This window comes from Actinocatenispora thailandica, from assembly GCF_016865425.1.
Taxonomy (GTDB): Bacteria; Actinomycetota; Actinomycetes; order Mycobacteriales; family Micromonosporaceae; genus Actinocatenispora; species Actinocatenispora thailandica.
This window is the reverse complement of the sequence record NZ_AP023355.1, coordinates 3694571-3716022: the sequence shown is the minus strand read 5'-3', so window position 1 is coordinate 3716022 and position 21452 is coordinate 3694571. Positions and strand designations below refer to the sequence as shown.

20 protein-coding genes and 1 pseudogene are annotated in these 21452 nt (G+C 73.4%); 8 read left to right on the top strand and 13 right to left on the bottom strand.

Features of this window, described 5'->3' with window-relative positions; all coding sequences use genetic code 11:
- The first annotated feature begins 507 nt into the window (after positions 1-507).
- A complete protein-coding gene (locus Athai_RS16545) occupies positions 508-1395 on the top strand; it encodes an alpha/beta hydrolase (RefSeq protein WP_338028147.1) in 888 nt (295 codons plus the stop codon).
- 100 nt (positions 1396-1495) lie between these two features.
- Here Athai_RS16545 and Athai_RS16540 read toward each other — a convergent pair whose 3' ends face one another.
- The 3 genes from Athai_RS16540 to Athai_RS16530 form a co-directional block, all read right to left on the bottom strand.
- Positions 1496-2950 (bottom strand): FAD/NAD(P)-dependent oxidoreductase, encoded by a 1455-nt coding sequence (locus tag Athai_RS16540; RefSeq protein ID WP_203962307.1) that lies wholly within the window; start codon positions 2948-2950, stop codon positions 1496-1498.
- Entirely contained in the window at positions 2947-3261 is a 315-nt protein-coding gene (locus Athai_RS16535) for a 2Fe-2S iron-sulfur cluster-binding protein (protein WP_203962306.1), read from the bottom strand. The genes Athai_RS16540 and Athai_RS16535 overlap by 4 nt, the downstream gene beginning before the upstream one ends.
- 112 nt (positions 3262-3373) lie before the next feature.
- Positions 3374-4543 (bottom strand): NAD(P)/FAD-dependent oxidoreductase, encoded by a 1170-nt coding sequence (locus Athai_RS16530; RefSeq protein ID WP_203962305.1) that lies wholly within the window; start codon positions 4541-4543, stop codon positions 3374-3376.
- Between the two features lie 329 nt (positions 4544-4872).
- Between Athai_RS16530 and asnB the strand changes: the two genes are divergently transcribed.
- Both asnB and Athai_RS16520 read left to right on the top strand, forming a co-directional pair.
- Complete coding sequence (asnB, locus tag Athai_RS16525; protein WP_203962304.1) at positions 4873-6828, top strand: asparagine synthase (glutamine-hydrolyzing); 1956 nt, start codon at positions 4873-4875, stop codon at positions 6826-6828.
- 154 nt (positions 6829-6982) lie between these two features.
- Positions 6983-8320 carry a hypothetical protein gene (locus Athai_RS16520; RefSeq protein WP_203962303.1) on the top strand — a complete coding sequence of 446 codons (1338 nt, stop codon included), beginning with the start codon at positions 6983-6985 and terminating at the stop codon, positions 8318-8320.
- A 95-nt stretch (positions 8321-8415) separates the two neighbouring features.
- On the opposite strand, the gene Athai_RS16515 is transcribed toward Athai_RS16520, so the two are convergent.
- The 3 genes from Athai_RS16515 to Athai_RS16505 are packed head-to-tail and all read right to left on the bottom strand — an operon-like array spanning position 8416 to position 11935.
- The gene (locus Athai_RS16515; RefSeq protein ID WP_239156981.1) at positions 8416-9303 is read right to left on the bottom strand and encodes a carbohydrate ABC transporter permease; all 888 of its coding nucleotides are present in this window, start codon (positions 9301-9303) and stop codon (positions 8416-8418) included.
- Entirely contained in the window at positions 9300-10310 is a 1011-nt protein-coding gene (locus Athai_RS16510; RefSeq protein ID WP_239156980.1) for an ABC transporter permease, read from the bottom strand. Before Athai_RS16510 ends, Athai_RS16515 begins: the two co-directional genes overlap by 4 nt.
- Positions 10307-11935 carry a type 2 periplasmic-binding domain-containing protein gene (locus Athai_RS16505; RefSeq protein ID WP_203962302.1) on the bottom strand — a complete coding sequence of 543 codons (1629 nt, stop codon included), beginning with the start codon at positions 11933-11935 and terminating at the stop codon, positions 10307-10309. The genes Athai_RS16510 and Athai_RS16505 overlap by 4 nt, the downstream gene beginning before the upstream one ends.
- A 90-nt stretch (positions 11936-12025) precedes the next feature.
- Here Athai_RS16505 and Athai_RS16500 point away from each other — a divergent pair, with 90 nt between their 5' ends.
- From Athai_RS16500 to Athai_RS16490, 3 genes are all read left to right on the top strand, one after another.
- Entirely contained in the window at positions 12026-13102 is a 1077-nt protein-coding gene (locus Athai_RS16500) for a sialidase family protein (protein ID WP_203962301.1), read from the top strand.
- 123 nt (positions 13103-13225) lie between these two features.
- On the top strand, positions 13226-14179 hold the full coding sequence (locus Athai_RS16495; protein WP_239156979.1) for a dihydrodipicolinate synthase family protein: 954 nt from the start codon (positions 13226-13228) through the stop codon (positions 14177-14179).
- Positions 14180-14255: 76 nt separating this feature from the next.
- The gene (locus Athai_RS16490; protein ID WP_203962300.1) at positions 14256-14969 is read left to right on the top strand and encodes a FadR/GntR family transcriptional regulator; all 714 of its coding nucleotides are present in this window, start codon (positions 14256-14258) and stop codon (positions 14967-14969) included.
- Positions 14970-14973: 4 nt separating this feature from the next.
- On the opposite strand, the gene Athai_RS16485 is transcribed toward Athai_RS16490, so the two are convergent.
- Together Athai_RS16485 and Athai_RS16480 are read right to left on the bottom strand one after the other, a co-directional pair.
- Positions 14974-15342, bottom strand: a complete 369-nt coding sequence (locus Athai_RS16485) for a nuclear transport factor 2 family protein (protein WP_203962299.1) — start codon at positions 15340-15342, stop codon at positions 14974-14976.
- A gap of 34 nt (positions 15343-15376) precedes the next feature.
- Positions 15377-15589 (bottom strand): hypothetical protein, encoded by a 213-nt coding sequence (locus tag Athai_RS16480; RefSeq protein ID WP_203962298.1) that lies wholly within the window; start codon positions 15587-15589, stop codon positions 15377-15379.
- Positions 15590-15705: 116 nt separating this feature from the next.
- Here Athai_RS16480 and Athai_RS16475 point away from each other — a divergent pair, with 116 nt between their 5' ends.
- Complete coding sequence (locus Athai_RS16475; RefSeq protein WP_203962297.1) at positions 15706-16653, top strand: LysR family transcriptional regulator; 948 nt, start codon at positions 15706-15708, stop codon at positions 16651-16653.
- A gap of 219 nt (positions 16654-16872) precedes the next feature.
- On the opposite strand, the gene Athai_RS34170 is transcribed toward Athai_RS16475, so the two are convergent.
- From Athai_RS34170 to Athai_RS16455, 5 genes are all read right to left on the bottom strand, one after another.
- Positions 16873-17583 carry a DMT family transporter gene (locus Athai_RS34170; protein WP_239156978.1) on the bottom strand — a complete coding sequence of 237 codons (711 nt, stop codon included), beginning with the start codon at positions 17581-17583 and terminating at the stop codon, positions 16873-16875.
- Complete coding sequence (locus Athai_RS34165) at positions 17535-17897, bottom strand: hypothetical protein (RefSeq protein ID WP_239156977.1); 363 nt, start codon at positions 17895-17897, stop codon at positions 17535-17537. Before Athai_RS34165 ends, Athai_RS34170 begins: the two co-directional genes overlap by 49 nt.
- Before the next feature lie 318 nt (positions 17898-18215).
- A complete protein-coding gene (locus Athai_RS16465; RefSeq protein WP_203962296.1) occupies positions 18216-19028 on the bottom strand; it encodes an MBL fold metallo-hydrolase in 813 nt (270 codons plus the stop codon).
- On the bottom strand, positions 19025-19429 hold the full coding sequence (locus Athai_RS16460; protein WP_203962295.1) for a thioesterase family protein: 405 nt from the start codon (positions 19427-19429) through the stop codon (positions 19025-19027). Before Athai_RS16460 ends, Athai_RS16465 begins: the two co-directional genes overlap by 4 nt.
- A gap of 9 nt (positions 19430-19438) precedes the next feature.
- Complete coding sequence (locus Athai_RS16455) at positions 19439-20122, bottom strand: TetR/AcrR family transcriptional regulator (protein ID WP_203962294.1); 684 nt, start codon at positions 20120-20122, stop codon at positions 19439-19441.
- A 79-nt stretch (positions 20123-20201) separates the two neighbouring features.
- Here Athai_RS16455 and Athai_RS16450 point away from each other — a divergent pair.
- Positions 20202-21434 (top strand): annotated as a pseudogene (locus Athai_RS16450) (FAD-dependent monooxygenase); the annotation flags it as partial.
- Between the last annotated feature and the right edge of the window lie 18 nt (positions 21435-21452).

The window sequence follows — 21452 nt, the reverse complement described above, 5'->3', positions numbered from 1 at the left end:
CCTGGTCGGCCGCCAGGTGCCGGCCGAGGTACGCGGGGCCGACGCGGTCGCCGAGGAGAGCCGGCTGTTCACCCGGCGGGCCGCCACCGGCGTGGTGCTGCTGGTCGACGGTGCGCCCGGCGTCGTGCTCGCACCACACGGCCGGATCCGGGCGGTGTTGCGCATCGGGCTCGGCCCGGACGGCCTGATCCACGCGGTCGACATCGTCGGCGACCCCGCCCGGCTCGCGGCCCTCACCCTGACCCCGCCCCGCGGTGACGGTACGCCCGGCGGCGTCCCGGGCGGTCGGCGCCAGCCCGGTCGGTACCGGTCGCCGGTCGGCGGGTCCAGGCAGGACCGGCACTCGAAGACGCTCGTCGCATGCGGGGGGATCGGGCCGGACGGCGGCACCCTACTGCTCGGGTCCGGGACCGCCGGGAGCGGAGCGGTGTTCGACGCGGGCCGAACCACTGCCCGGTACCGGAGGGCGGGTGACAGACTCTGGTGGTGGGCGGGCCGAGTACCGAGATGCGGGAGCGGATCGAGCTGTTCCGGGCGCGCGGGCGGGACCGGGCCGGCCGGCCGCAGATGCCGCTCGACCAGGCGCGGGCGGCGTTCGCACCCGCGGGAGACATCCATCCGATCCCGGCCGACGTCCGCGTCACCCCGGTCGATGCCGCCGGGGTCCCGGCGTACTGGCTGGATCCGCCCGGAGTCAGGGCCGATCGGGTGCTGCTGTTCGTGCACGGCGGCGGGTTCAGCCGCGGTTCGCTGCGCAGTCATGGGGAGCTGGCCGCCCGGCTCGGTCGGGCCGCCGGCAGCCGGGTGCTGTTCTGCGAGTACCGGCTGGCCCCGGAACATCCGTTCCCGGCCGCGGCCGACGATGTGCGCGCCACCTGGCGCTGGCTGGTCGGTACCGCGGCAGCGGCGCCGGGATCGGTTGCGCTGTGCGGTGACTCGGCCGGTGCCGGGTTGATCGTCGGCCTGCTCGCCGCGCTGCGTGACGACCGTGCGGGCCGCCCGGCGGCGGCGGTGTTGCTGTCCCCGCACGTGGACCTGACCTCGTCCGGCGCCTCCCGCGACGAGCAGGTGGCCGACGATCCGCTGTTCACCCCGGCGATGCTCCGCGGCATCGCGGCCGACTACCTGCAGGGCGCCGATCCGACCGATCCGCTGGCCTCACCGCTGTTCGCCGACCTGCACGGGTTGCCGCCGCTGCTGATCCTGGTCGGTACCGCCGAGCTGCTGCTCGGCGACGCGCAGCGGCTGGCCGCGGCGGCCGGCGACGCCGGGGTGGACGTGACGCTGGCGGTCGGTGACGGGCTGCCGCACGCCTACCCGCTGCTGCTGGGCACTCCGGAAGCGGCCGCCGCCACCGATCGGATCGCCAGGTTCCTCCGCGCCCGGCTCGGCTGATCGTCCACCATGGACGGCCGGCGGCCGAGTGTCGCGGCAGGTCGGATCCGGGGTGCCTACGGTGCGGGTCGGGCCGCCAGCCGCTCGGGTGGATCCGGCGTCACTCCGGGTGATCCGGGTCCTCGGCGAGCTGGCCGAGCGGGATCGGCGTGTCGACCGGGCGCGCCGACAGCGCGAGCGGATCCGGCAACTCGGCCGGGCCGTCCACCCCGGACAGCGTGGCGGTGATCCCGGCGACCGCGGCGCCGCAGCTGCGCCCCTGGCAGCGGCCCCGGCCGCAGCCGGTCGCGGCGCACACCGTACCGAGGCCGGTGGCGCCGGCGGTGACCGCGTCCCGCACCGCGCCGTAGCGCACCCGCTCGCACCGGCACACCACGGTGTCCTCGGTCAGCCAGCTCTGCCACCCGTCCGGTACCGGATAGACCGCGGCGAGAGCGTCGGCGAACCTGCGGTAACGGGCGCGGGCGCCCTGCCAGGCCGAGGCGCGGGCGGCGTGCCCGCGTTCGCCGAGCGTACCGAGGTCCAGGGCGGTGGCGAGGCCGGCGAGAGCGCCCTCGGCGGCGGCGAGCACGGCACCGCCGACGCCGGTCAGCTCGCCCGCCGCGTACACGCCGGGACGGCTGGTGAGCTGCGCATCGTCGACCGCCACGACCGGCGATCCGTCCGGGCCCGGCTCGGTGTCGCAGCCCAGCGCGAGCGCCAGTTCCAGCTGCGGCACGAACCCGTACCCGACGACGACCGCGTCGGTCTCGACGGTCTTCTCGCTGCCCGGCACGATCGTCCAGTCCGGCTTGAGCTTCGCCACCGTCGCCGACTCCACCCGGCCGTTCCCGTGCACCGCGACGACGGCGCGGCCGGCCCGGACCCGGGTACGGTGCCGGGTCAGCGTCGCGGTGTAGCGCGCCGCCTCGGCCACCTTCTCCGGCGCGAGCGCCATCGCCCGCGGCCGGCGTACCCAGCCGCGGGTGTGGTTGGCCTCCAGCACCCCGGCCAGCCGGGCGCCGGCGTCGATCAGGCCGGCCGCCACCGGCAGCAGGAACGGCCCGGTCCCGGCGACGAGCACCCGGTGCCCCGGCACGATCCGGGCGCCCTGCAGCAGCGCCCGCGCGGCACCCGGCGTGTACACCCCGGGCAGGTCGGCGCCGGGGCACGGCAGGGTCCGGTCGTACGCGCCGGTCGCGAGCACCACCCGGGGCGCGGCGATGACACCGGCGTCCACGGCGCGCCCGGACGAGACGTCCGCGAGGTAGAGCAGCGCCCCGCCACCGACCCGGGGCTCGGCCGCCCAGACGGTGACCTGCTGGCGCTGGGTGACCCGGCGGTGCCGGGCCAGCCGGGCGATCAGGTCGGCGGCGGCCGGCTGCTCGTGGTGCGCGCGTTCCGGCCGCACCGCGCCGAACTCCACCGGCAGCTGCCGGTGGTACTGCCCGCCCGGCCGCACGTCCGCGTCCAGCAGCAGCACGCTCGCGCCGCCGTCGGCCGCCTGCACCGCGGCGTGCAGCCCGGCCGCGCCCGCGCCGACGACCACCACGTCCGCCGCCCTGGTCGGAATCACCGCGCGCCCCCGTCCCGTGCCGTCGTGACCGTGTCGCCGGGCCGCGCCACGTACCGGCAGGCCCGGATGTTCGGGGAGCCGTTGACGGTGACCAGGCAGCCGTAGCAGACGCCGATGCCGCAGAACACCGCGGCGCGCCCGTCGTCCCAGCCGACCCGGCCGGCGGCGAGCAGCGCCGCGCCGACCGTCTCGCCGGCCCGCAGCGGCACCGCGGTCCCGTCGACCACGATCTCCCCGATCGGTTCCGCGGTCGGCTCCACCGGATCGTCGACGACCCGGTACGGGCCGCGCGCGGTGTCGTCGTCGGTCATCCGCAACTCCCTCGCGCCGGCGGGCGGTCGTGTCGTTCGGTGGCCGCGGTGCCGGGTCGCCCGCCCGACCCGCCGGCCGCTGGCCGGTGGACCGGGTGCCCGGGGGCCGCGCTCACCGGTCGGCCTCCGGTTCGGGCCCGGCGAGACCGGGCCGGTCCGGTGCGTACGGTGCCGGGTTCACGCTCGGTGCGGCACCGGTGATCAGGTCGGCGAGCAGCGCACCGGTGGCCGGCGCCAGCCCGACGCCGGCGCTGCCGTGCCCGGTGGCGTACCACAGGCCGGGTTGCTGCGGGTCGGCGCCGATGATCGGCAGCTGGTCGGGCGTCTGCGCGAACAGCGCACCGGCGCCGCGCAGCGCGGCGACCTCGCGCAGCGCCGGCAGCAGCCGGACGGCGTCGGCGGCGAGCCGGCGCAGCGCCGCGACCGGCACCGCGGCCTCGAACCCGCCCCCGGTACCGGGGGCGCCGATCGCCAGCGCGCCGGTGCCGGTGGGCGCCAGTACCAGCCGGGCCGCCTGGTCGGGCCCCACCTCGTACACGGTCTGGTCCAGCGGCTGCGGCAGCGCCTCGGTGACCAGCAGGTGGCCCTGGCCGGGGCGGACCGGCAGCCGGACCGAGGCGAGTTCGGCCAGTGGTGCCGACCAGGCGCCGGCCGCGAGTACCAGGGTGTCGGTGCTGACCGGGCCGGCCGCGGTGTCGACCCGCAGGCCGGTGCCGGCCGGCTCGATGGCGGCGACCGTCGCCGTCGGGACCACCACGGCGCCGCGTTCCACGGCGGCCGACAGCACCGCGAGGGTGGCCGCGACCGGCGCGACACGGGCGTGGTCGGGGTAGCGCACCGCGAGCGAGACGTCGTCGGCCAGGGCCGGCGCCACCGCGGCCAGGTCGGCGTCGGACAGCGGTTCGGCGGCGAGGCCGGCGGCGCGCTGCTCGGCGGCGAGCGTTTTCAGGTGCTTCGCGGCCTCGGCACCGCGGGCGACCGAGATCGCACCCTCGGTGCTCAGTCGCAGGTCGGGTTGGTGGCCGAGGTCGGCGGCGAGCCGGTCGGCGAGGCCGCCCCACCGCTGCCGCGAGTACCGGGCGAGGTCGAGCAGCGGCCCCGGCCGGTGGTCGACCGCGACGCCGCCCAGCCCGGCGCCGGTACCACCGGCGGCGACCGCGCCGCGGTCGACGATCAGGACCGACCGGCCGCGTACGGCCAGCTCGTAGCCGCAGCAGGCGCCGACCAGGCCGGCGCCGACGACCACCGCGTCCACGGTGGCCGGCGCTGAGTGGCTGAACACGCGTCTCCTTCTGCGCCGCGGGCAGGTTGGTGCCGGCGTACCGACACCCCACAGTGCGCCAAACTCTAGAGGTCGGGGCTGTGCCGGCCGGCACCAACACCCTGCTTCCCGGCCGGCCGGCAGGGGCCCGGTGTGATCCGCGTCGCCGCCGGCGCCGCATCCGGGCGATGCAGTGCGGAATTATCACCCGTTTTGCCAGATATATGGCACTCCTGCGGCTCGGCGGGCCCGGCCCCCGCCGCCCGGGACGTTCGCCGCTCGCCGGTCCCGGCCGGGTCGTCCGGCGGTGAGTCGGCGCCGCCGGCCGGGCGCGTGAAAAGATGGCGTCCATGTGCGGACTGCTCACCTTCGTCAGCGCCCACGGCATCGCCGGCGTGCATCGCGACCACATTGCCGACGCGCTGGAGAACCTGCACCATCGCGGTCCGGACGACACCGGCGTGGAGACGTTCGGCGACTCGCCCGGCGGCGACGTGGTGTGCGGGTTCAAGCGGCTCGCGTTCATCGACGTGGCGCACAGCCACCAGCCGCTGCGCTACCTCGACCGCTACCTGCTCACCTTCAACGGTGAGATCTACAACTACCTCGAACTGCGCGAGCAGCTGCGCCAGGAGTGCGGCGCGAAGTTCGAGACCGACGGCGACGGCGAGGTGATCCTCGCCGCGTACCACCACTGGGGCCTGGAGACCGCGCTGCGCCGGCTGCGCGGCATGTTCGCGTTCGTGATCTGGGACAAGGTGGAGCGCCGCGCGGTCGGCGCCCGCGACCCGTTCGGCATCAAGCCGCTGCACTACCTGCTCACCGCGGACGGGCTCTACCTGTCCAGCGAGAAGAAGGCGCTGATGCCGTTCGCGGCGTCGGCCAACGCCGGCAACAACGGCATCGACCACGCCAACCTCTCGCACTACCTGACCCTGCAGTACGTGCCGGAGCCGAGCACGATGCACCTGGGCATCAGCCGGGTCGAGTGCGGGCAGGCGTTCACCTACCGGCCGGGGGAGCCGGTGCAGCTGTCCCGGTACTACCGGGCCGACTTCCGCCCGTCGCCGGTCTCCGACGAGCAGGCGCTGTACAAGAAGATCGAGGATGCCCTGCGCGAGTCGGTGCGGCTGCACATGCGCTCCGAGGTGCCGCTGGGCTGCCTGCTGTCGTCGGGCATCGACTCGACCGCGGTGGTGGCGCTGGCCCGCGAGTTCAACCCGAACGTGCTGACCTTCACCGTTGGCTACGACGTGCCCGGCTACTCCGAGATCGACGTGGCCGCCGACTCCGCCCAGCACCTCGGCGTGCAGCTGATCCCCACCAAGATCGGCCCGCAGGACATGATGGAGGCGCTGCCGCGGATCGTCTGGCACCTGGACGACCCGGTGGCCGACCCGGCGCTGGTCCCGCTGTACTTCGTCAACCGCACCGCCGCGCAGCACGTCACCGCGGTGCTGTCCGGCGAGGGTGCGGACGAGTTCTTCGGCGGCTACACGATCTACCGCGAGCCGCTGTCGCTGCACTCGATCGCCTCGATGCCCGACGGCATCAAGCGGGGACTCAAGTCGGTGGCCAACGTGATGCCGGAGGGGGTGAAGGGCAAGAGTTTCATCGACCGGGGCACGGTGCCGCTGGAGCAGCGCTACTACGGCAACGCCCGGATCTTCTCCGAGGCGGAGAAGCAGGTGCTGATGCGCCACTACGACCCGTCGGTGGCCTACACCGACGTCACCGCCCCGCTGTACGCGGAGTGCGCGCATCTCGACGAGGTCACCAGGATGCAGTACATCGACCTGTACACCTGGCTGCGGGGCGACATCCTGGTCAAGGCCGACCGGATGTCGATGGCGCACTCGCTGGAGGTGCGGGTGCCGTTCCTGGACCCGGCGGTGTTCGAGCTCGCGGCGACCATCCCGACCGAGCAGAAGGTCACGCTGCGCGGCAACCACACCAAGTTCGCCCTGCGCCAGGCGATGCGCAACATCGTGCCGCCGGCCATCGTCAACCGCCGCAAGTGGGGTTTCCCGACGCCCACCCGGGTCTGGCTCAAGCAGGACATGTACGAGTGGGCGGCGAACATCCTGGCCCGCTCCGGCGCCGGCGCGCTGATCGACCTCGGGTACGTGCGCAAGCTGCTCGACGCGCACCGCAAGGGCGAGGCCGACAACAGCCGCAAGGTGTGGACCGTCCTGGTGTTCTGCGTCTGGCACGCGATCTTCGTGGAGCGCTCCATCGACCCGCGGCCCAAGCCGGCCGAGTCCGCGCTGCTCACCAAGCCCGTCGTCCAGCGCGCCGCCTGGTGACCGCCGCGCCGGTTACCGCGCGGACGGCAGTCTGCCTACCATCCGAAACGGGACGACGCCGAACAAACGAGATGATCTAGCATTCGCCTGTCGATCTGCACCGAGCAGGGGAGTGGCGATGGCGGGATCCAGACGGTACCGAAGAATCGGCCGCGTGGCGGCGGCCGGCGCGCTGGCGGGCGGGCTGGTCCTTGCGGCACCGGGCGCCGGGACGGCGGGCCCGGCCCGCGCCGGCGCCACCCCGACGACGTACTACGTGGACGCGACCGGCGGTGCCGACAGCAACGCGGGCACCTCGCCGGACGCCGCCTGGCAGACCCTCGGGAAGGTGAACGGGCGCGGCTTCGCGCCGGGCGACACGATCGAGTTCAAGAAGAACCAGACGTGGACCGGCACCCTGACGCTGTCCTCCGACGGTGTGGACGGCGCCCCGATCACGGTCGGGTCGTACGGGGACGGTGCGCGGCCGGTGATCACCGGTGGTGACACCTGCGTCGCGGTCGAGGGCAACTGGTGGGTGGTGACCGAGATCGAGGCGACCGGCTGCGGCTGGGCCGGTTTCGAGCTGGGCAAGGCGAACTCGGCGGCCGGCACGCACGGCCAGCACGACCTCGTCGACTCGGTGCTGGCCAGCCACAACGTGGTTGGAGTGTCCATCATGGACACCGCTGCGTTCAACGCCGTGCAGTGGAGCCAGCTGATCGACAACGACAAGATGAGCGTGAACGACCCGGCACCGGACAACGACTCCGGCGCGTTCGGCGTGCTGCTCAACGGCGACGACAACCTGGTCACCCGCAACACCATCAGCGGCAGCTTCGCCGACAGCGACGACTACACGTACGACGGGGCGGCCGTCGAGGTGTACGGCGGGGACCGCAACACGGTGACCTACAACGTCAGCGTCGACAACGAGACGTTCACCGAACTCGGGCACCAACCGGGCGGCACCGCCAGCGACAACATGTTCGGCTACAACCGCGTGACCTCGACGAAGCCGCGCGCCGCGTTCCTGGTGACCCGGGGTGCCGGCGACACCAACCTGGGGCCGGTGCTCGGCACCCAGGCGTACGACAACTCGGTCTACCTGCCGCAGTCCGGGTACGACCCGGCGACCGGGCGTGGGCTCAGTGAGGGTTGGGTCTGCGACGCGGGATGCTCGGCGGACGTGCTGAAGCTGCGCAACAACGTCTTCTCGGTGTGGTGGAAGCCCGGATACGAGGACGGCGCGGGCGCCGACGAGGACAACGACGTGTACGACACCTCGTACCCGGAGACGGCGTGGCAGTTCACCGCCGGCCCCCACGACGTGCGCACCGACGACGTGGGCTGGGTCAGCAAGGCGACGCCCGACCTGCACCTGACCGCGGCGAGCCCGGCCATCGGCCTCGGCGTGGCGCCGGACAGCCAGTACGCCGACGCGTTGCAGTGGGACCTGGACGGTACCGAACTGTCCGGCCCCCGCGACGCCGGCGCCTACCAGTACCACTGATCCGGGCCGGTCGCCCGCACCGGCGTTCGTGCGGCCGGCCGGCCCGCCCCAGCCCTGACGACGCCGGCGCCCCAGCCCTTGACGGCGCCGGCGCCTCAGCCCTTGACGGCGCCGGTGAGCACCCCCTTGGTGAAGTGGCGCTGCAGGAACGGGTAGACGAGCAGGATCGGCACGATGGACACCACCAGGATGGCCATCTGGATCGCCGCCTGCGGCGGCAGCCGCTCGGTGCCCAGTTCGGCACTGCCCAGCTGGGTGTCGTTGATGACGTAGGTGCGCAGCACCAGCTGCAGCGGCCAGAGCCGGCTGTCGTCCAGGTACAGCAGGGCGGCGAAGAACGCGTTCCAGTAGCTCACCGCGTAGAACAGCCCGATCACCGACAGCACCGCCTTGGACAGCGGCAGCACGATCCTGGTGAAGGTACGCAGTTCGCCGGCACCGTCGATGCGGGCGCTCTCGATCAGCTCGCCCGGCAGGTTGGCGAAGAAGGCCCGCAGCACGATCACGTTGAACGCGTTGACCATCGTCGGCACGATCAGCGCCCAGATGCTGTTCAGCAGCCCGGCCTGCTTGACCACCAGGTACAGCGGGATCATCCCGGGCGTGAACAGCATGCTGAACAGCACGATCAGCAGCAGCGGCCGGCGGGCCACGAAGCCGGGCCGGGACAGCGCGTACGCGAGGAGCCCGGAGACGGTGAGGCTCAGCAGCGTACCCACGACCGTGACCAGCACGCTGATCAGCAGCGCCCGGGTGACCACGCCGCCGGCGAACAGTGACCGGTACGCGTCCAGGCTGATCGAGTGCGGGATGAGCACCAGCCCGCCGGCCTCGTTGATCTGCCGGTCCGGTGCGACGCTGGTGGCGACCACGCCGACGAACGGCACCACCACCGCCGCGCAGAACACCGCGAGCACCACGCCCTTCGCCACCCGCATCGGCCAGGACGGCGCCGGTACCCCGTTGACGATCCGGCGGCTCACCGGCTGTACACCCCGTCCTCGCCGAAGATGTGCGCCACCTTGTTCGCGACCAGTACCAGCACCACGCCGACCAGCCCCTTCACCAGACCCACGGCGGCCGCGACGCCCCAGGCGCCGCCGACCACACCGTTGTTGTAGACGTACGTGTCGAGTACCTCGCTGACGTCGCGGCCGACCGCCTGCTGCTGCAGGATGATCTGCTCGAAGCCCACCGTCAGCGAGTCGCCGAGCCGCAGGATGAACAGCAGGATGATGATGCCGCGCAGGCCGGGCAGCGTGACGTGCCACAGCTGCCGCCAGCGGCTCGCGCCGTCCACGCTGGCCGCTTCGTACAGCTGGGAGTCGATGGTGGACAGCGCGGCGAGGAACAGGATCGTCGCCCAGCCGGTGTCCTTCCAGATCACCTGCGAGGTCAGCAGCACCCGGAACAGCTCCGAGTTGCCGATGATGTCGATCGTGCCGAGGTCGTGCGCGCGCAGGTAGTTGTTGAGCAGGCCGCTGCCGCCGAGCATCTGCTGGAACAGCGCGACCACGATCACCCAGGACATGAAGTGCGGCAGGTACAGGATGCTCTGCGCGATCCGCTTTATCCGCTCCGAGAACAGCGAGTTCATCAGCAGCGCGAGCAGGATCGGCGCCGGGAACACGAAGACCGCCTGCAGCACGGTGAGGATCAGCGTGTTGGCCAGGGCGCGCAGGAACGCCGGGTCGCCGTCGACGATGACCGCGAAGTTGGTCAGGCCCGTCCAGGTACTGCCGCGGATGCCCAGGAACGGCTGGTAGTCCTGGAACGCGATGACGTTGCCCAGCAGCGGCAGGTAGTGGAAGCCGAGGATCAGCGCGATGCCCGGCAGCGCGAACAGCAGCAGTACCCGGTCGCGCAGCAGCCGGCGGCCCAGCCCGGGCCGGCGCCGAGCGCCGGTGGCGCGGTCGAGCGGCACGGTGTCCGGCCGCCGCGCGGCGAGCCGGCCCGGCGGTGCGGTCGGCAGCGCGGTCCGCCGGCTCACCGCTTCGCCATCTCGGCGTACGCCTTCGCCAGCTCGGACTTCATCGCGTCGCCGCCGGAGGACAGGAACGTCTTGACCGCCGACTTCCACGCCGACACCGGCTTCTTTCCCTGCACGATCTGGTTCTCCACGTCGGTCATGACCGCGTACAGCTGCGCCCACTTGCGCGACATGGTCTCGGAGTACAGGCCGTACGAGGCGTCGTAGACCAGCCGGTCCGCGATCTTCGCCTGGATCCGGTGCTGGCGCTGCGGCACCTCGGGCTTGCCGGCGTAGTACAGGGCCAGTTCCGAGTCGCAGATGTACTGCAGGCCGATGCCGGTCTCGACGACGCCGACCTTGGTCGGGATCGGATCGGAGCCGTGCAGCGTGTAGTGCCGGCCGGCCAGCCCGTACTTGCGGAACAGGTACTCCTCGGTGCCGAACGGTGCCGCCATCCAGTTGGCGAGCGCCAGCAGCGTCTCGGTGGAGTGCTTCGAGTCGGAGCTGAACGCGGTGACGTTGTTGAGCGCCGCGCCCATCCACGGCTTGCCCAGCCCGCCGTCGAAGCCGGGCACGTCGAGCATGTCGACCGAGAACGCGTCGCCGGCGGTGTTCTCCGCGTAGTACTGGTTCCAGGCGACGAAGCTGTCCAGGTCGAAGACGGCGATGCCGCCGTTGAACCACTGCTTGCGGGCGCTCGCCTTGTCGCCGAACGCATCGGGGTTGACCACGCCGGCGGCGACCAGCTTGCGCGTCGCCTCCAGCGCGTCGGCGTTCTGCTCCTGCTCGTACATGGCGGTGAACGTCCCGCCGGAACGGGTCCACACGTTCGCCATGCCGAGCATCTGCCGGACGTACGCCGTCGGCGCCTTGGTCCACGCCCAGCGGTGCCGCTTCGGGTCGGTCATCTCCTTGCACAGGTCCAGGAACTCGGCGAAGTTCTTCGGCGCCGGGTCCTTGATTCCCTTGGCCGCCAGCAGATCCGCCCGGTACAACGGGAGCGAGGTGCGAGACATCCCGCGCGGCACCGGCACCCCGTAGATGCCGCCGTTGAACACGCAGCCCTTCCAGTACTCGGTCGGGATGTTCGCCAGGAACGGGTACTTGTGCACCGCGTCGCCGGACAGCTGCTCGGTCAGGTTGCGGCACTTCGCCTTCAGCAGCGCCGGCAGTTCCGGGGTGGTGGCCGGCGGGATGTTGAGCACGTCCGGCAGGTCGCCGCCGGCGATCCGGGTGGCGAACTTCTTCGGGTACTCGTCGTTGGAGGCCATGCTGATCGACAGGTCGGAGCCGAGTCGGTCGTTCATCGCCCGCCAGAACGCGTTGCGGTTCGCCGCCGGCGGGATCGCGCCGGGGATGTTGGTCAAGAACGAGATCGGCTTGCCGTCGCCGGGCTTGTCGTGAATCGCCCGGACCGGATCCGCCGGGTACTTCAGGAAGCCGGCGAGCACCGTGTCGGTGCCGGGCAGGTCGGGTGTGACGCCGTGGTAGGGCTGGTGGTCGGGCAGTTTGACGGCGAGGTTCGCCGCGGCGGTGTCCGCACCGCCGGAGCTGCAGGCGGTCAGCAGGGGAGTGCCGGTGACCGCGACGGCGGTGGCGGCGAGGCCGCCACCGAGGAGAGTTCTTCTGCTGATCGGCTGCATGTGAGGTCGTCCTCCGAACCGGGAGCGCACGGGAGGTGATCGGCGTCCGCCGATTGATGTGCGCGGCCTCACCATGACATAGTACGTCCTATGTCTTCAAGACTCGGTACCGCGCGAATCGTGTTCGACCCGCGCGACAGCGGCTACCACACGTTCCGGATCCCCGCGATCGTCGCCCGCGGTGGCGTCCTGTTCGCGTTCTGCGAGGGCCGCCGGTACGGGTCGGGCGACGCCGGCGAGATCGACGTCGTGCTGCGCCGCTCGTACGACGGCGGCCACAGCTGGGGCGAGCTGGCCGTGCTGTCCTCGGTACCGGGCAGGACCTGCGGCAACCCCACCCCGGTCGTCGACCCCGGCTCCGGCGACCTGGTGCTGGTGACCGTGCAGAACGGCGCCGACACCGACGAGGCAGCCGCCACCCGCGGCACCGACCCCGACACCGGGCGCCGGGTGTACGTGCAGCGCAGCCGCGACGGCGTCGGCTTCTCCCCGCCCGAGGAGATCACCGCGCAGGTCAAACCGGTCGGCTGGGGCTGGTACGCCACCGGGCCGTGCCACGCGATCGCGCTCACGCACGGCCGCCACCCGGGCCGGATCGTGGTGCCCGCCAACCACTCCCGGCTCCCGCCGCCCGGGGTCGAGCCGGTGCGCTACAGCGGCGGGCACTGCATCCTCAGCGACGACGGCGGGCGCACCTGGCGGCTCGGATTCGTCGACGACAACGACGGCCCGGCGATCAACGCCAACGAGACCGCCGTCGCCGAACTGCCCGACGGACGGCTGTACTTCACCGCCCGCAACCACCGTGGTACCGGGCCGGCCCGGGTGCACGCCTGGTCGGCCGACGGCGGTGAGCACCTGACCGCGCCGTACGCGGGGATCGCTGGGATCACCGCACCCGGCGTCCAGGGCAGCGTGCTCGCCGTCGGCGACCGGCTGCTCGCGACCACCCCGGCCGATCCGCGGATCCGGCGCGAACTGACCGTGTTCGGCAGCGACGACGGCGGTGCGAGCTGGCGGCCGGAGCTGGTGCTGCACGCCGGGATGGCCGGCTACTCCGACCTGGTGGCACTGCCCGACGGCCGGGTCGGCGCGCTGTACGAGTCCGGCGAGACCTCCTCGTTCGCCGCGCTGCGGTTCGCCACCTTCGATCCCGCGAGGTGCTGACCGCCCGACCCGACGACCGCCGAGCGGCCCCCACCGTCCAGAAGCGACGACCGACGAGAGGCGATGGCCGTCGAGAAGCAGGACCGCCGAGAAGCGATGACCTTCGAGAAGCAGGGAGCACACTTGTCCAGCACGCGACACCCCCGCCTGGCGGGCGTGGTACCGCCGCTCGTCACGCCGCTGACCGCAGACCAGGAGATCGACACGGAGTCGTTGGCCCGCCTGATCGCCCACCAGCTGTCCGCCGGGGTGACCGGAGTCTTCGTCCTCGGCACCTCCGGCGAGGGCACCTTCCTCACCGACGACCAGCGCCGCACCGTACTGGCGGTGACCGTGGCGGAGGTGGCCGGCGCGGTGCCGGTGCTGGCCGGTGCGGTCGACGCGTCCACCGCCCGCGCCGCGGCACACGTGGCCGCCGCGGTGGCGGCCGGGGCGGACGGTGTCGTGGCCACCGCACCGTTCTACGCCGCGACGCACCCGGCGGAGATCGACCGACACTTCGTCCACCTCGCCGCCGCCGCCGGTGACCTGCCGCTGTACGCGTACGACATTCCGGCGCGGGTCGGCACCAAGCTGCCGGCCGAACTGCTGATCGATCTCGGCCGGCGCGGGGTGCTGGCCGGCGTCAAGGACTCCAGCGGCCAGGACGGCAGCCTGCGCCGGGTGGTACTGGACCGCCAGGACGCCGGGCTGACCGACTTCACCGTGATGACCGGCTCCGAGACCAGCGTCGACTCGGCGCTGGCGTACGGCGTGGACGGGGTGGTCCCCGGCCTGGGCAACGTGGACCCGGCGGGGTACGTCCGGATCGCCGCGGCGAGCCGGGCCGGTGACCACGACGCGGCGCGGGCCGAGCAGGACCGGCTGATCCGGCTGTTCGAGATCGTGGCCGTGCCCGACCGGGCCCGGATGGGCGCCAGCTCCGCCGCGCTCGGCGCGTTCAAGGCCGCGCTGTACCTGCTCGGCGTGCTCGACTGCCCGGTCACCGCGTTCCCGTCCGTCCCGCTGGACGCGGCAGAGATCGCCGGCGTCGCCGCACTGCTGGCACGCGCCGGCCTCGCCCCAGCCCGGCAGTAACATCGCGGTGACGCGTCGTCCGCCCGAGCCGCTCGGCCGTGTCGGTGCGCTCGCCCCGTCGTGAGGAGACCCACCAGTGAGTACCGCCGCGCCGACCGGCCGGCCCCGACGCAGCAGCGGGACGCAGGAGTTCATCCGGGAACAGATGACCTCGCTGATCCTCACCCGCGGGCTGACCGCCGGTGATCCGCTGCCGACCGAACCGGAGCTGATGGAGCTGTTCGGGGTCGGCCGGCATCCGTTGCGGGAGGCGCTCAAGGCGCTGCAGGCCGTCGGCATCGTGGAGATCCGGCACGGCTTCGGCACCTACGTCGGGTCGGTCGGGCTGCAGTCGCTGGAGGACGGGCTGACCTTCCGGATGCGCCAGTCGATGGCCGGCGACCTGCACGAGGTCCGCAACGTGCTGGAGGTGCGGGAGGCGCTGGAGGTCGGGCTGGCCGAGAAGGTGGTGACGCACTTCGGCCGGCACGGCACGGACGAGCTGGCCGGCATCGTGGAGGCGATGCGGGCCCGCGCCGACGCCGGCGAGTACTTCCCGGACGAGGACTGGGCGTTCCACCGCGCGCTGTACGAACCGCTCGGCAACGAGCTGGTGCTCGACCTGGTGAGCGTGTTCTGGCGGGCGTTCGCCGGAGTCGACGCCCGGCTGCCCGGGCCCCGCTACAGCCCGGCCGACGCGCTGCGCTGGCACCGGGATCTGCTCACCGCGCTGACCACCGGCCGGCCCGAGCGGTTCGCCGCCGCGATGGCCGACCACTTCGTCGGCATCCACGCTCGGCTGGCCGACTGATCGGTCAGCCGGTCAGGTGCTCCCGGCCGGCCGGCGCCTGGTAGGGCTCCGGCCAGTAGTCGAGGACGGTGGCGATCCGGCCGTCCGGCGCGAACCCGAAGAACGTGATCGCGTCCTGCGTCTCGCCGCCGACGGTGAACCGGGTGCGACTCACCGCCCGGTCACCGTCGGCCAGCACCTCGCGCACCACGAGATGCCAGTCGCCCGGGTATTCGCGGTTGAAGCGCAGGTAGCGTTCCCGGCCGGAGATGGTCTCCCCGGTCTGCGGCAGCTCGTAGCGGACGTCGTCGGCGAGCACGGCGGCGAAGCCGTCCCAGTCGCGGGTGTCGGCGCTCGCCCAGTAGCGCCGGACGGTGTCTCGGTGGTCGGTCATGGCCGCAGGCTACGGCCGACCACCGACAGGCCGGTCAGGCCGCGGTGACCGGGGCCGGGGTGGGGGTCGGCGCCGGGCGGCTCGGCTGGTACCAGGAGCGCAGCTCGGCGTTGCTGACCAGGTGCCGGGACAACGTGCCGCAGGCGCAGCGGACGTACACCACGACGCCCTCGGACGTGGTGTGCCGGGAGACGACCTGGCAGGTGCCCGGCTCGGGACGGCGGCAGTACTGGCATTCGATGCTCATGGATGTTCCTTGGAACCGAAGGGCAGGCTGTGGTTGTCCAGCCGGCTCCAACAATGGGACGACTATCGTTGAAAATCAATTAACGAGATTTGAAGAGACCGTGTAGGAGTACCTTCATGATCGACATTCGCCGGGTCGGTGTCCTCCGGATGATCGGCCAGCACGGTGGCGTGACCGCCGCGGCGCACGCCCTGCACCTCACCCCGTCGGCGGTGTCTCAGCAGGTCAGGCAGCTTTCTCGGGAGCTGGGAGTGCCCCTGCTGGAGCCCGCCGGGCGCGGTGTGGTGCTGACCGCGGCGGCCGGCGTGCTGGTCCGGCACGCCGACCAGTTGGCCGCCGACTGGGAGCGGGTGGTGACGGAGATCTCGCAGTACGCCGACGATCAGTCCGGTGAGCTGCGTCTCTGCGGGTTCCCCACCGCGATCGTCAGCCTGCTCGCGCCGGCCGCCGCGCTGCTGCGCGCCCGGTACCCCGAGATGGCGGTGCGGGTGGACGAGGCGGAACTCGCCGAGGGGTACGACCTGGTGCTCGCCGGCGACGCCGACCTCGCCGTGGTCGTACCGACACCGGACGCGCCGGCCGGCGTCGAGGACGCCAAGTTCGACCTGGCCCGGCTGCTCGACGAGATGCAGGACCTGCTGCTGCCCGCCGACCACCCGCTCGCCGGCCGGGACAACGTGGAACTCGCCGAGGCGGCCGACGAGCGCTGGATCGTCGGCAACCCGGCCCGCTCGCACCAGCAGCAACTGGTCCTGGTCGCCTGCGCCGCGGCCGGCTTCACCCCGGACATCGCGCACACCGTCACCGACTGGACCGCCGTCGCCGCGCTGGTCGGTCGCGGCCTCGGCGTGTCGCTGATCCCGCGGATGACGCACCTGCCGGCACAGGACGCGGTGGCCCGGATCCCGCTGCGCGGCACCCACGCGCCGCGCCGGCGGATCCTGACCTGCGTGCGCCGCGGGAGCGCGCGCCAGCCCGCGATCGAACGCGGCCTGGCCGCGCTGCGCGAGGTCGCCGGCGCCGGCGAACTGCACGGCCGCTCCGCCACCGTCGTTCCCAACTGACCCGGTCGGTCGCCAGCGCCGTGCCCAACCGTCCCGGCCGGTCGCCAGCGCCGTGCCCAACCGTCCCGGTCGGTCGCCAGCGCCGTGCCCAACCGTCCCGGTCGGTCGCCACCGCCGTGCGTCCCGGTCGGTCGCCACCGCCGGCAGATGCGCCGGCGGCCGTCGTACTCGGTGGCCGTCGGCGCTCCGGCTCTGCCGGGCCGGCCCGACGCACGGCGGTCAGTCCGTCGCCGGCACCTCGGTACGGTCGGTCCTCGGGACGGGGGAGTGGCGTGGGGTGCGGCGGGTGATCGCGACGCCGACCAGGCAGATCGCGCCGCCGACCAGCGCCAGCGCGGCCGGCGTCTCGGCCAGCAGCAGCCAGCCCAGCAGCACCGCGACCGGCGGTACCAGGTAGGTCGTCGCGCCCATCCGGGCCGCCCCGGTGCGAGCCAGCGCGTACGCCCAGGTGGTGAACGCCAGCGCGGTCGGCAGCGCGCCCAGGTAGACGGTCCACAGCACCGCCTCGACCGGCGCCGCGGCCAGCTCGTGCACCAGCCGCGGGGCGTACGGCAGGCAGGCGAGCGCGCCGACGGTGGCGGCGAGCCACGTGGTGCGCAACGCCGAGGTGGTGGCGAGCACCGGTTTCTGGCTGAGCACGCCGACCGCGTAGCCGACCGCGGCGAGCAGGCACAACAGCACCCCGGACAGGTCGCCGGTACCCGGCTGGGCGGTCGCCACCCCCATCACCAGCACGCCCGCGAACGCCACCAGCACCCCGATCACCAGCATCCGCGGGAAGCCCTCGCGCAGGAACACCCCGGCCAGCACGGCCAGCAGGATCGGTCCGACGTTGACCAGCATCGCCGCGGTCCCGGCGTCCACCCGCCGCTCCGCCGCGTTCAGCGCCACGTTGTACATCCCGAACCAGGCCAGCCCGCACACGACCACGCCGAGCCATCCCCGCCCCGCGGCCAGCCGGCGCTCCGGCGCCGCCCCGCTGCCCCGGTGCCGGCGGCCGGTGCGGGTGCCCGCAGCTCGGCTGCCGGAGCCGACGCTCGCCGCGCCGCGGCGCGCTGCCGCAGCGACTGGCCGGCGACCAGTACCCCGAGCACGACGCTGCCCACCACCAGCCGGCCCAGCGCCAGCGGCCCGGCGCTCAGCTGGCTGCCCACGTGCCGGATCGCCACGAACGCCGACGCCCAGAGCACCACCGTCACGCCCGCCGCCAGCACCGGCGCCGTGCGCCCCGTTCCCTCGATCATGCGGCGAGCCTAGAACCGGGACGGTTCGTCGTCGGCCGAAGCGTCCGCGCCCCGCCGGCCCGGCGCCGGGATGTCCACCACGTCGGCCGAAGCGTCGCGCCCCGCCGGCCCGGCGCCGGGATTTCCACCACGACGCTGCGCGACCGACTCGCATCGGTCCGTCTCGCACCCGCTGCCGGGCAGCCAGGCGCAGCGACAGCTCCCAGGGCCGCCCGGCCCGGTCCGCATCGAGCACCCTCGGCAGGTAGCACCCGGCCGCGTGGACCTCGTCCTGGCGCCACGGTGCGACGCGGGTGCTCAGCGGCCCCCGGGTTGCCGTCAGCCGGCGAGTTCGGCGTAGCCGCGGGCGACCGCCTCCCGCCGGGTCGGCAGGTCGAACGGGCCGGCCGCGGCGACCCGCTCGGCCGGCGTACCCGCGGCGTACCCGGCGGCGATCCGGTCGGCCAGCTCGGCGAGCTCGTCGCGCTGTCGCCGCGCGTACCCGGTGTCGACGACCGCGCCGTGGCCGGGCACCACCGGGCCGGTCGCGTCGCGCAACAGCCGGGCGAGCGTCGCTGGCCAGCTGATCGGGTACGCGTCGCCGAACTGCGGCGGTGCGTCCACCTCCAGCAGGTCGCCCAGCACCAGCACGCCGGCGTCCGGTACGAGCACCGCGAGGTCGCCATCGGTGTGCCCGCGCCCGCCGTACCGCAGCTGCACCCGCCGGCCGCCGAGGTCGAGCACGGTGCGCTCGTGCACGGTGCGGTTGGGCGCCAGGGGCGTGACGGCGGCCAGGCCGGCCAACTCGGGGTCGTCGTCGGCGTGCCGTGCCGCGGCCTCGGCGACGACCTGCCCGGGCTGGTCGGCCAGCCGGCGCCGGGTCGCCTCGTGCGCCCAGATCTCGGTGTCCGGCCCGGCGAGCGTCGCGTTGCCGAAGCAGTGGTCGAAGTGTGCGTGCGTGTTGACCAGCACCAGCCGACCCGGAGCCAGCTCGGCCAGCGCGCGCCGCAGCCGGTCGGCCTGCGCCGGTGTCGACAGCGTGTCGACCACCAGCGTCGCATCGTGGCCGGACACCGCGGTCACGTTGACGTCGAGCACCGGGTAGCGCCAGACGTGCACGCCGTCGGCGACCTGCTGCCAGGCCGGGTTCATGCCGGCTTGGCGGCGGTGCTCTCGCCCAGCGCCGCGGCGACGAACCGGCGCCGGTCCACCAGCACCCGTTCGACCGTACCGGTGGCGACCTCGACCTCGCCGTCGCGCACCGACACGTCGAACCGCAGCCGCTTGCCATCCACTGTGGACAGTCGGGCCACCGCGACGACCTTACCGCCGATCGGGGTGGGTCGCAGGTGGGTGAGCTGGACGGAGGTGCCGACCGTGGTGGTGCCGGAGGGCAACCGGGAGGTGGTGGCGAGCACGGTGGCCGCCTCGGCGAGCGCGAGCACCCGCGGGGTGCCGAGCACCGGCACGTCGCCGGAGCCCAGCGTCTGCGCGGTGTCCGCGTCGGTGACGGTCAGCTCGACCCGGGCGGTGAGACCGGCTGGCAGCTCCATGAGCCCAGCCTACGCACCTTCGGGGCGCGCCGTCCGGTGCTGCCCGCCGATCAGTCCGCGCCACGAGAACTCGGTCAGCAGGTCGATCGCCGCCTCGTCGGACAGCTCCGGAACGCCGCCCAGGAAGCCGCCGACCAGCTGCCGGTAGGTGAACTGGAACCACATTCCGGTCAGCGCCACCGCCACCGCGGCCGGCTCGCCGGGCAGCGCGAATCCCTTGTCTGCCAGCAGCTCCAGGTGCCGGCGTATGGCACCCTGGTCCGGCGACATCAGGTCCGCCAGCCGGGCGCCGAAGTGCTCGTCGACCATCGCCGCCTGGGTGACGGCGACGAACACCGGCTTGTTGTCCCGGAACGCCTCCCAGAAGCCGGCGACGTGCCATCGCAGCACGTCCCGGTCGGACAGGTCGTGGTCGTACGGGTGTTCCCGGTCGACCCGCTCGTCGCTTGCCGTGAGCATGTCCGCGAGCAACGTCTCCAGCAGCGCTTCCTTGCCCGTGAAGTGGTTGTAGAACGAGCCGGCGGAGCGGCCGGCCGCGGCGGTGATGTCGGTGATCTTGGTGTTCAGGTAGCCGCGCTCGTCGAACACCCGCACCGCGGCCGCCTTGAGCGCCGCCGCGGTCGCGGCCGCCTGTTCCCGCCGCCCGCCGCCCGCCGCGCTGCCGGCCGCGGGTGCCGCACTGCGTCGAGCCATCGCCGCCCCTCCGGAGCCGAGCCGTCGCCGTCCCGGTGGGACCGCCCACCCGGGCTTGACAGGGAACCTAGCAGTGGAGATGCTGAATCTAAATTCACTGAATCAATATTCACCCAACTGGGAGTGCCCGATGACCGACCCGGACGTACTGATCGTGGGAGCCGGCCCGGCCGGTCTGACGCTGGCGATCGAGCTGGCCCGCCGCGGCGTGCCGTACCGGCTCGTCGACGCCGGACCCGGCCCGTTCCCCGGATCGCGCGGCAAGGGGCTGCAACCGCGCACCCTGGAGGTGTTCGAGGACCTCGGGGTGCTCGACGCGGTGTTCGCCGCCGGCTCGCCATACCCGCCGATCCGCGCCTACCGCGGCGACACGGTGCTGTACGAGGGCCGGATGGCGCCGGAGCGTGCGGTGACGCCGCACCTGCCCTACCCCAACGTCTGGATGCTGCCGCAGACCCGCACCGTGCGGATCCTCACCGACCGGCTGCGCGAGCTCGGTGGGACCGTCGAGTACGACACCGCGGTGGTCGGGTTCGACCAGGACGACGACGCGGTCCGCGCCGAACTGGGCAGCGGCGAGACGATCACCGCGCGGTACCTGGTCGGGACGGACGGCGGTCGCTCCACGGTACGGGCCGGGCTCGGCGTCGGGTTTCTCGGCGAGACGCGCGAGGCGGAGCGGTCCATCGTGGCCGACCTGCCCGTCGCCGGCCTCGACCGGGAGCACTGGCACTTCTGGGGCGACGGGCCGGCCACCGGCATCGGGCTGTGCCCGCTCGGCGGTACCGACCTGTTCCAGTTGCAGGCGCCGCTGCTGGGCGGCGAGACACCGACGCCGGACACCGCCGGCGTGCGCGCCCTGTTCGCCGAGCGGGCCGGGGTGGCACTCGACCTCGGCGAGGTGGTCTGGGCCTCGGTGTGGCGGGCGAACATCCGGATGGTCGACCGGTACCGGGTGGGGCGGGTGCTGCTGGCCGGCGACGCCGCGCACGTGCACTCGCCGGCCGGCGGGCAGGGCCTGAACACCAGCATCCAGGACGCCTACAACCTGGGCTGGAAGCTCGCCGGCGTGCTGGCCGGTGGGCCGGAGCCGCTGCTGGACAGCTACCAGCACGAGCGGCTGCCGGTGGCCGCGGGCGTGCTCGGCATCTCGACCGCACTGCACGACAAGGGGCTCGCCGGCGACCGTGACGCGCTGCGCCGGGACGACCCGGAACTGGCCCAGCTGACCCTCGGCTACCCGGACTCGCCACTGTCGGTCACCGACCTCGACCTGCCGGCGCGTTCGGCCGCCCCGCCGACGCGGCCGGCCTCGACCTGCCGCCCGGCG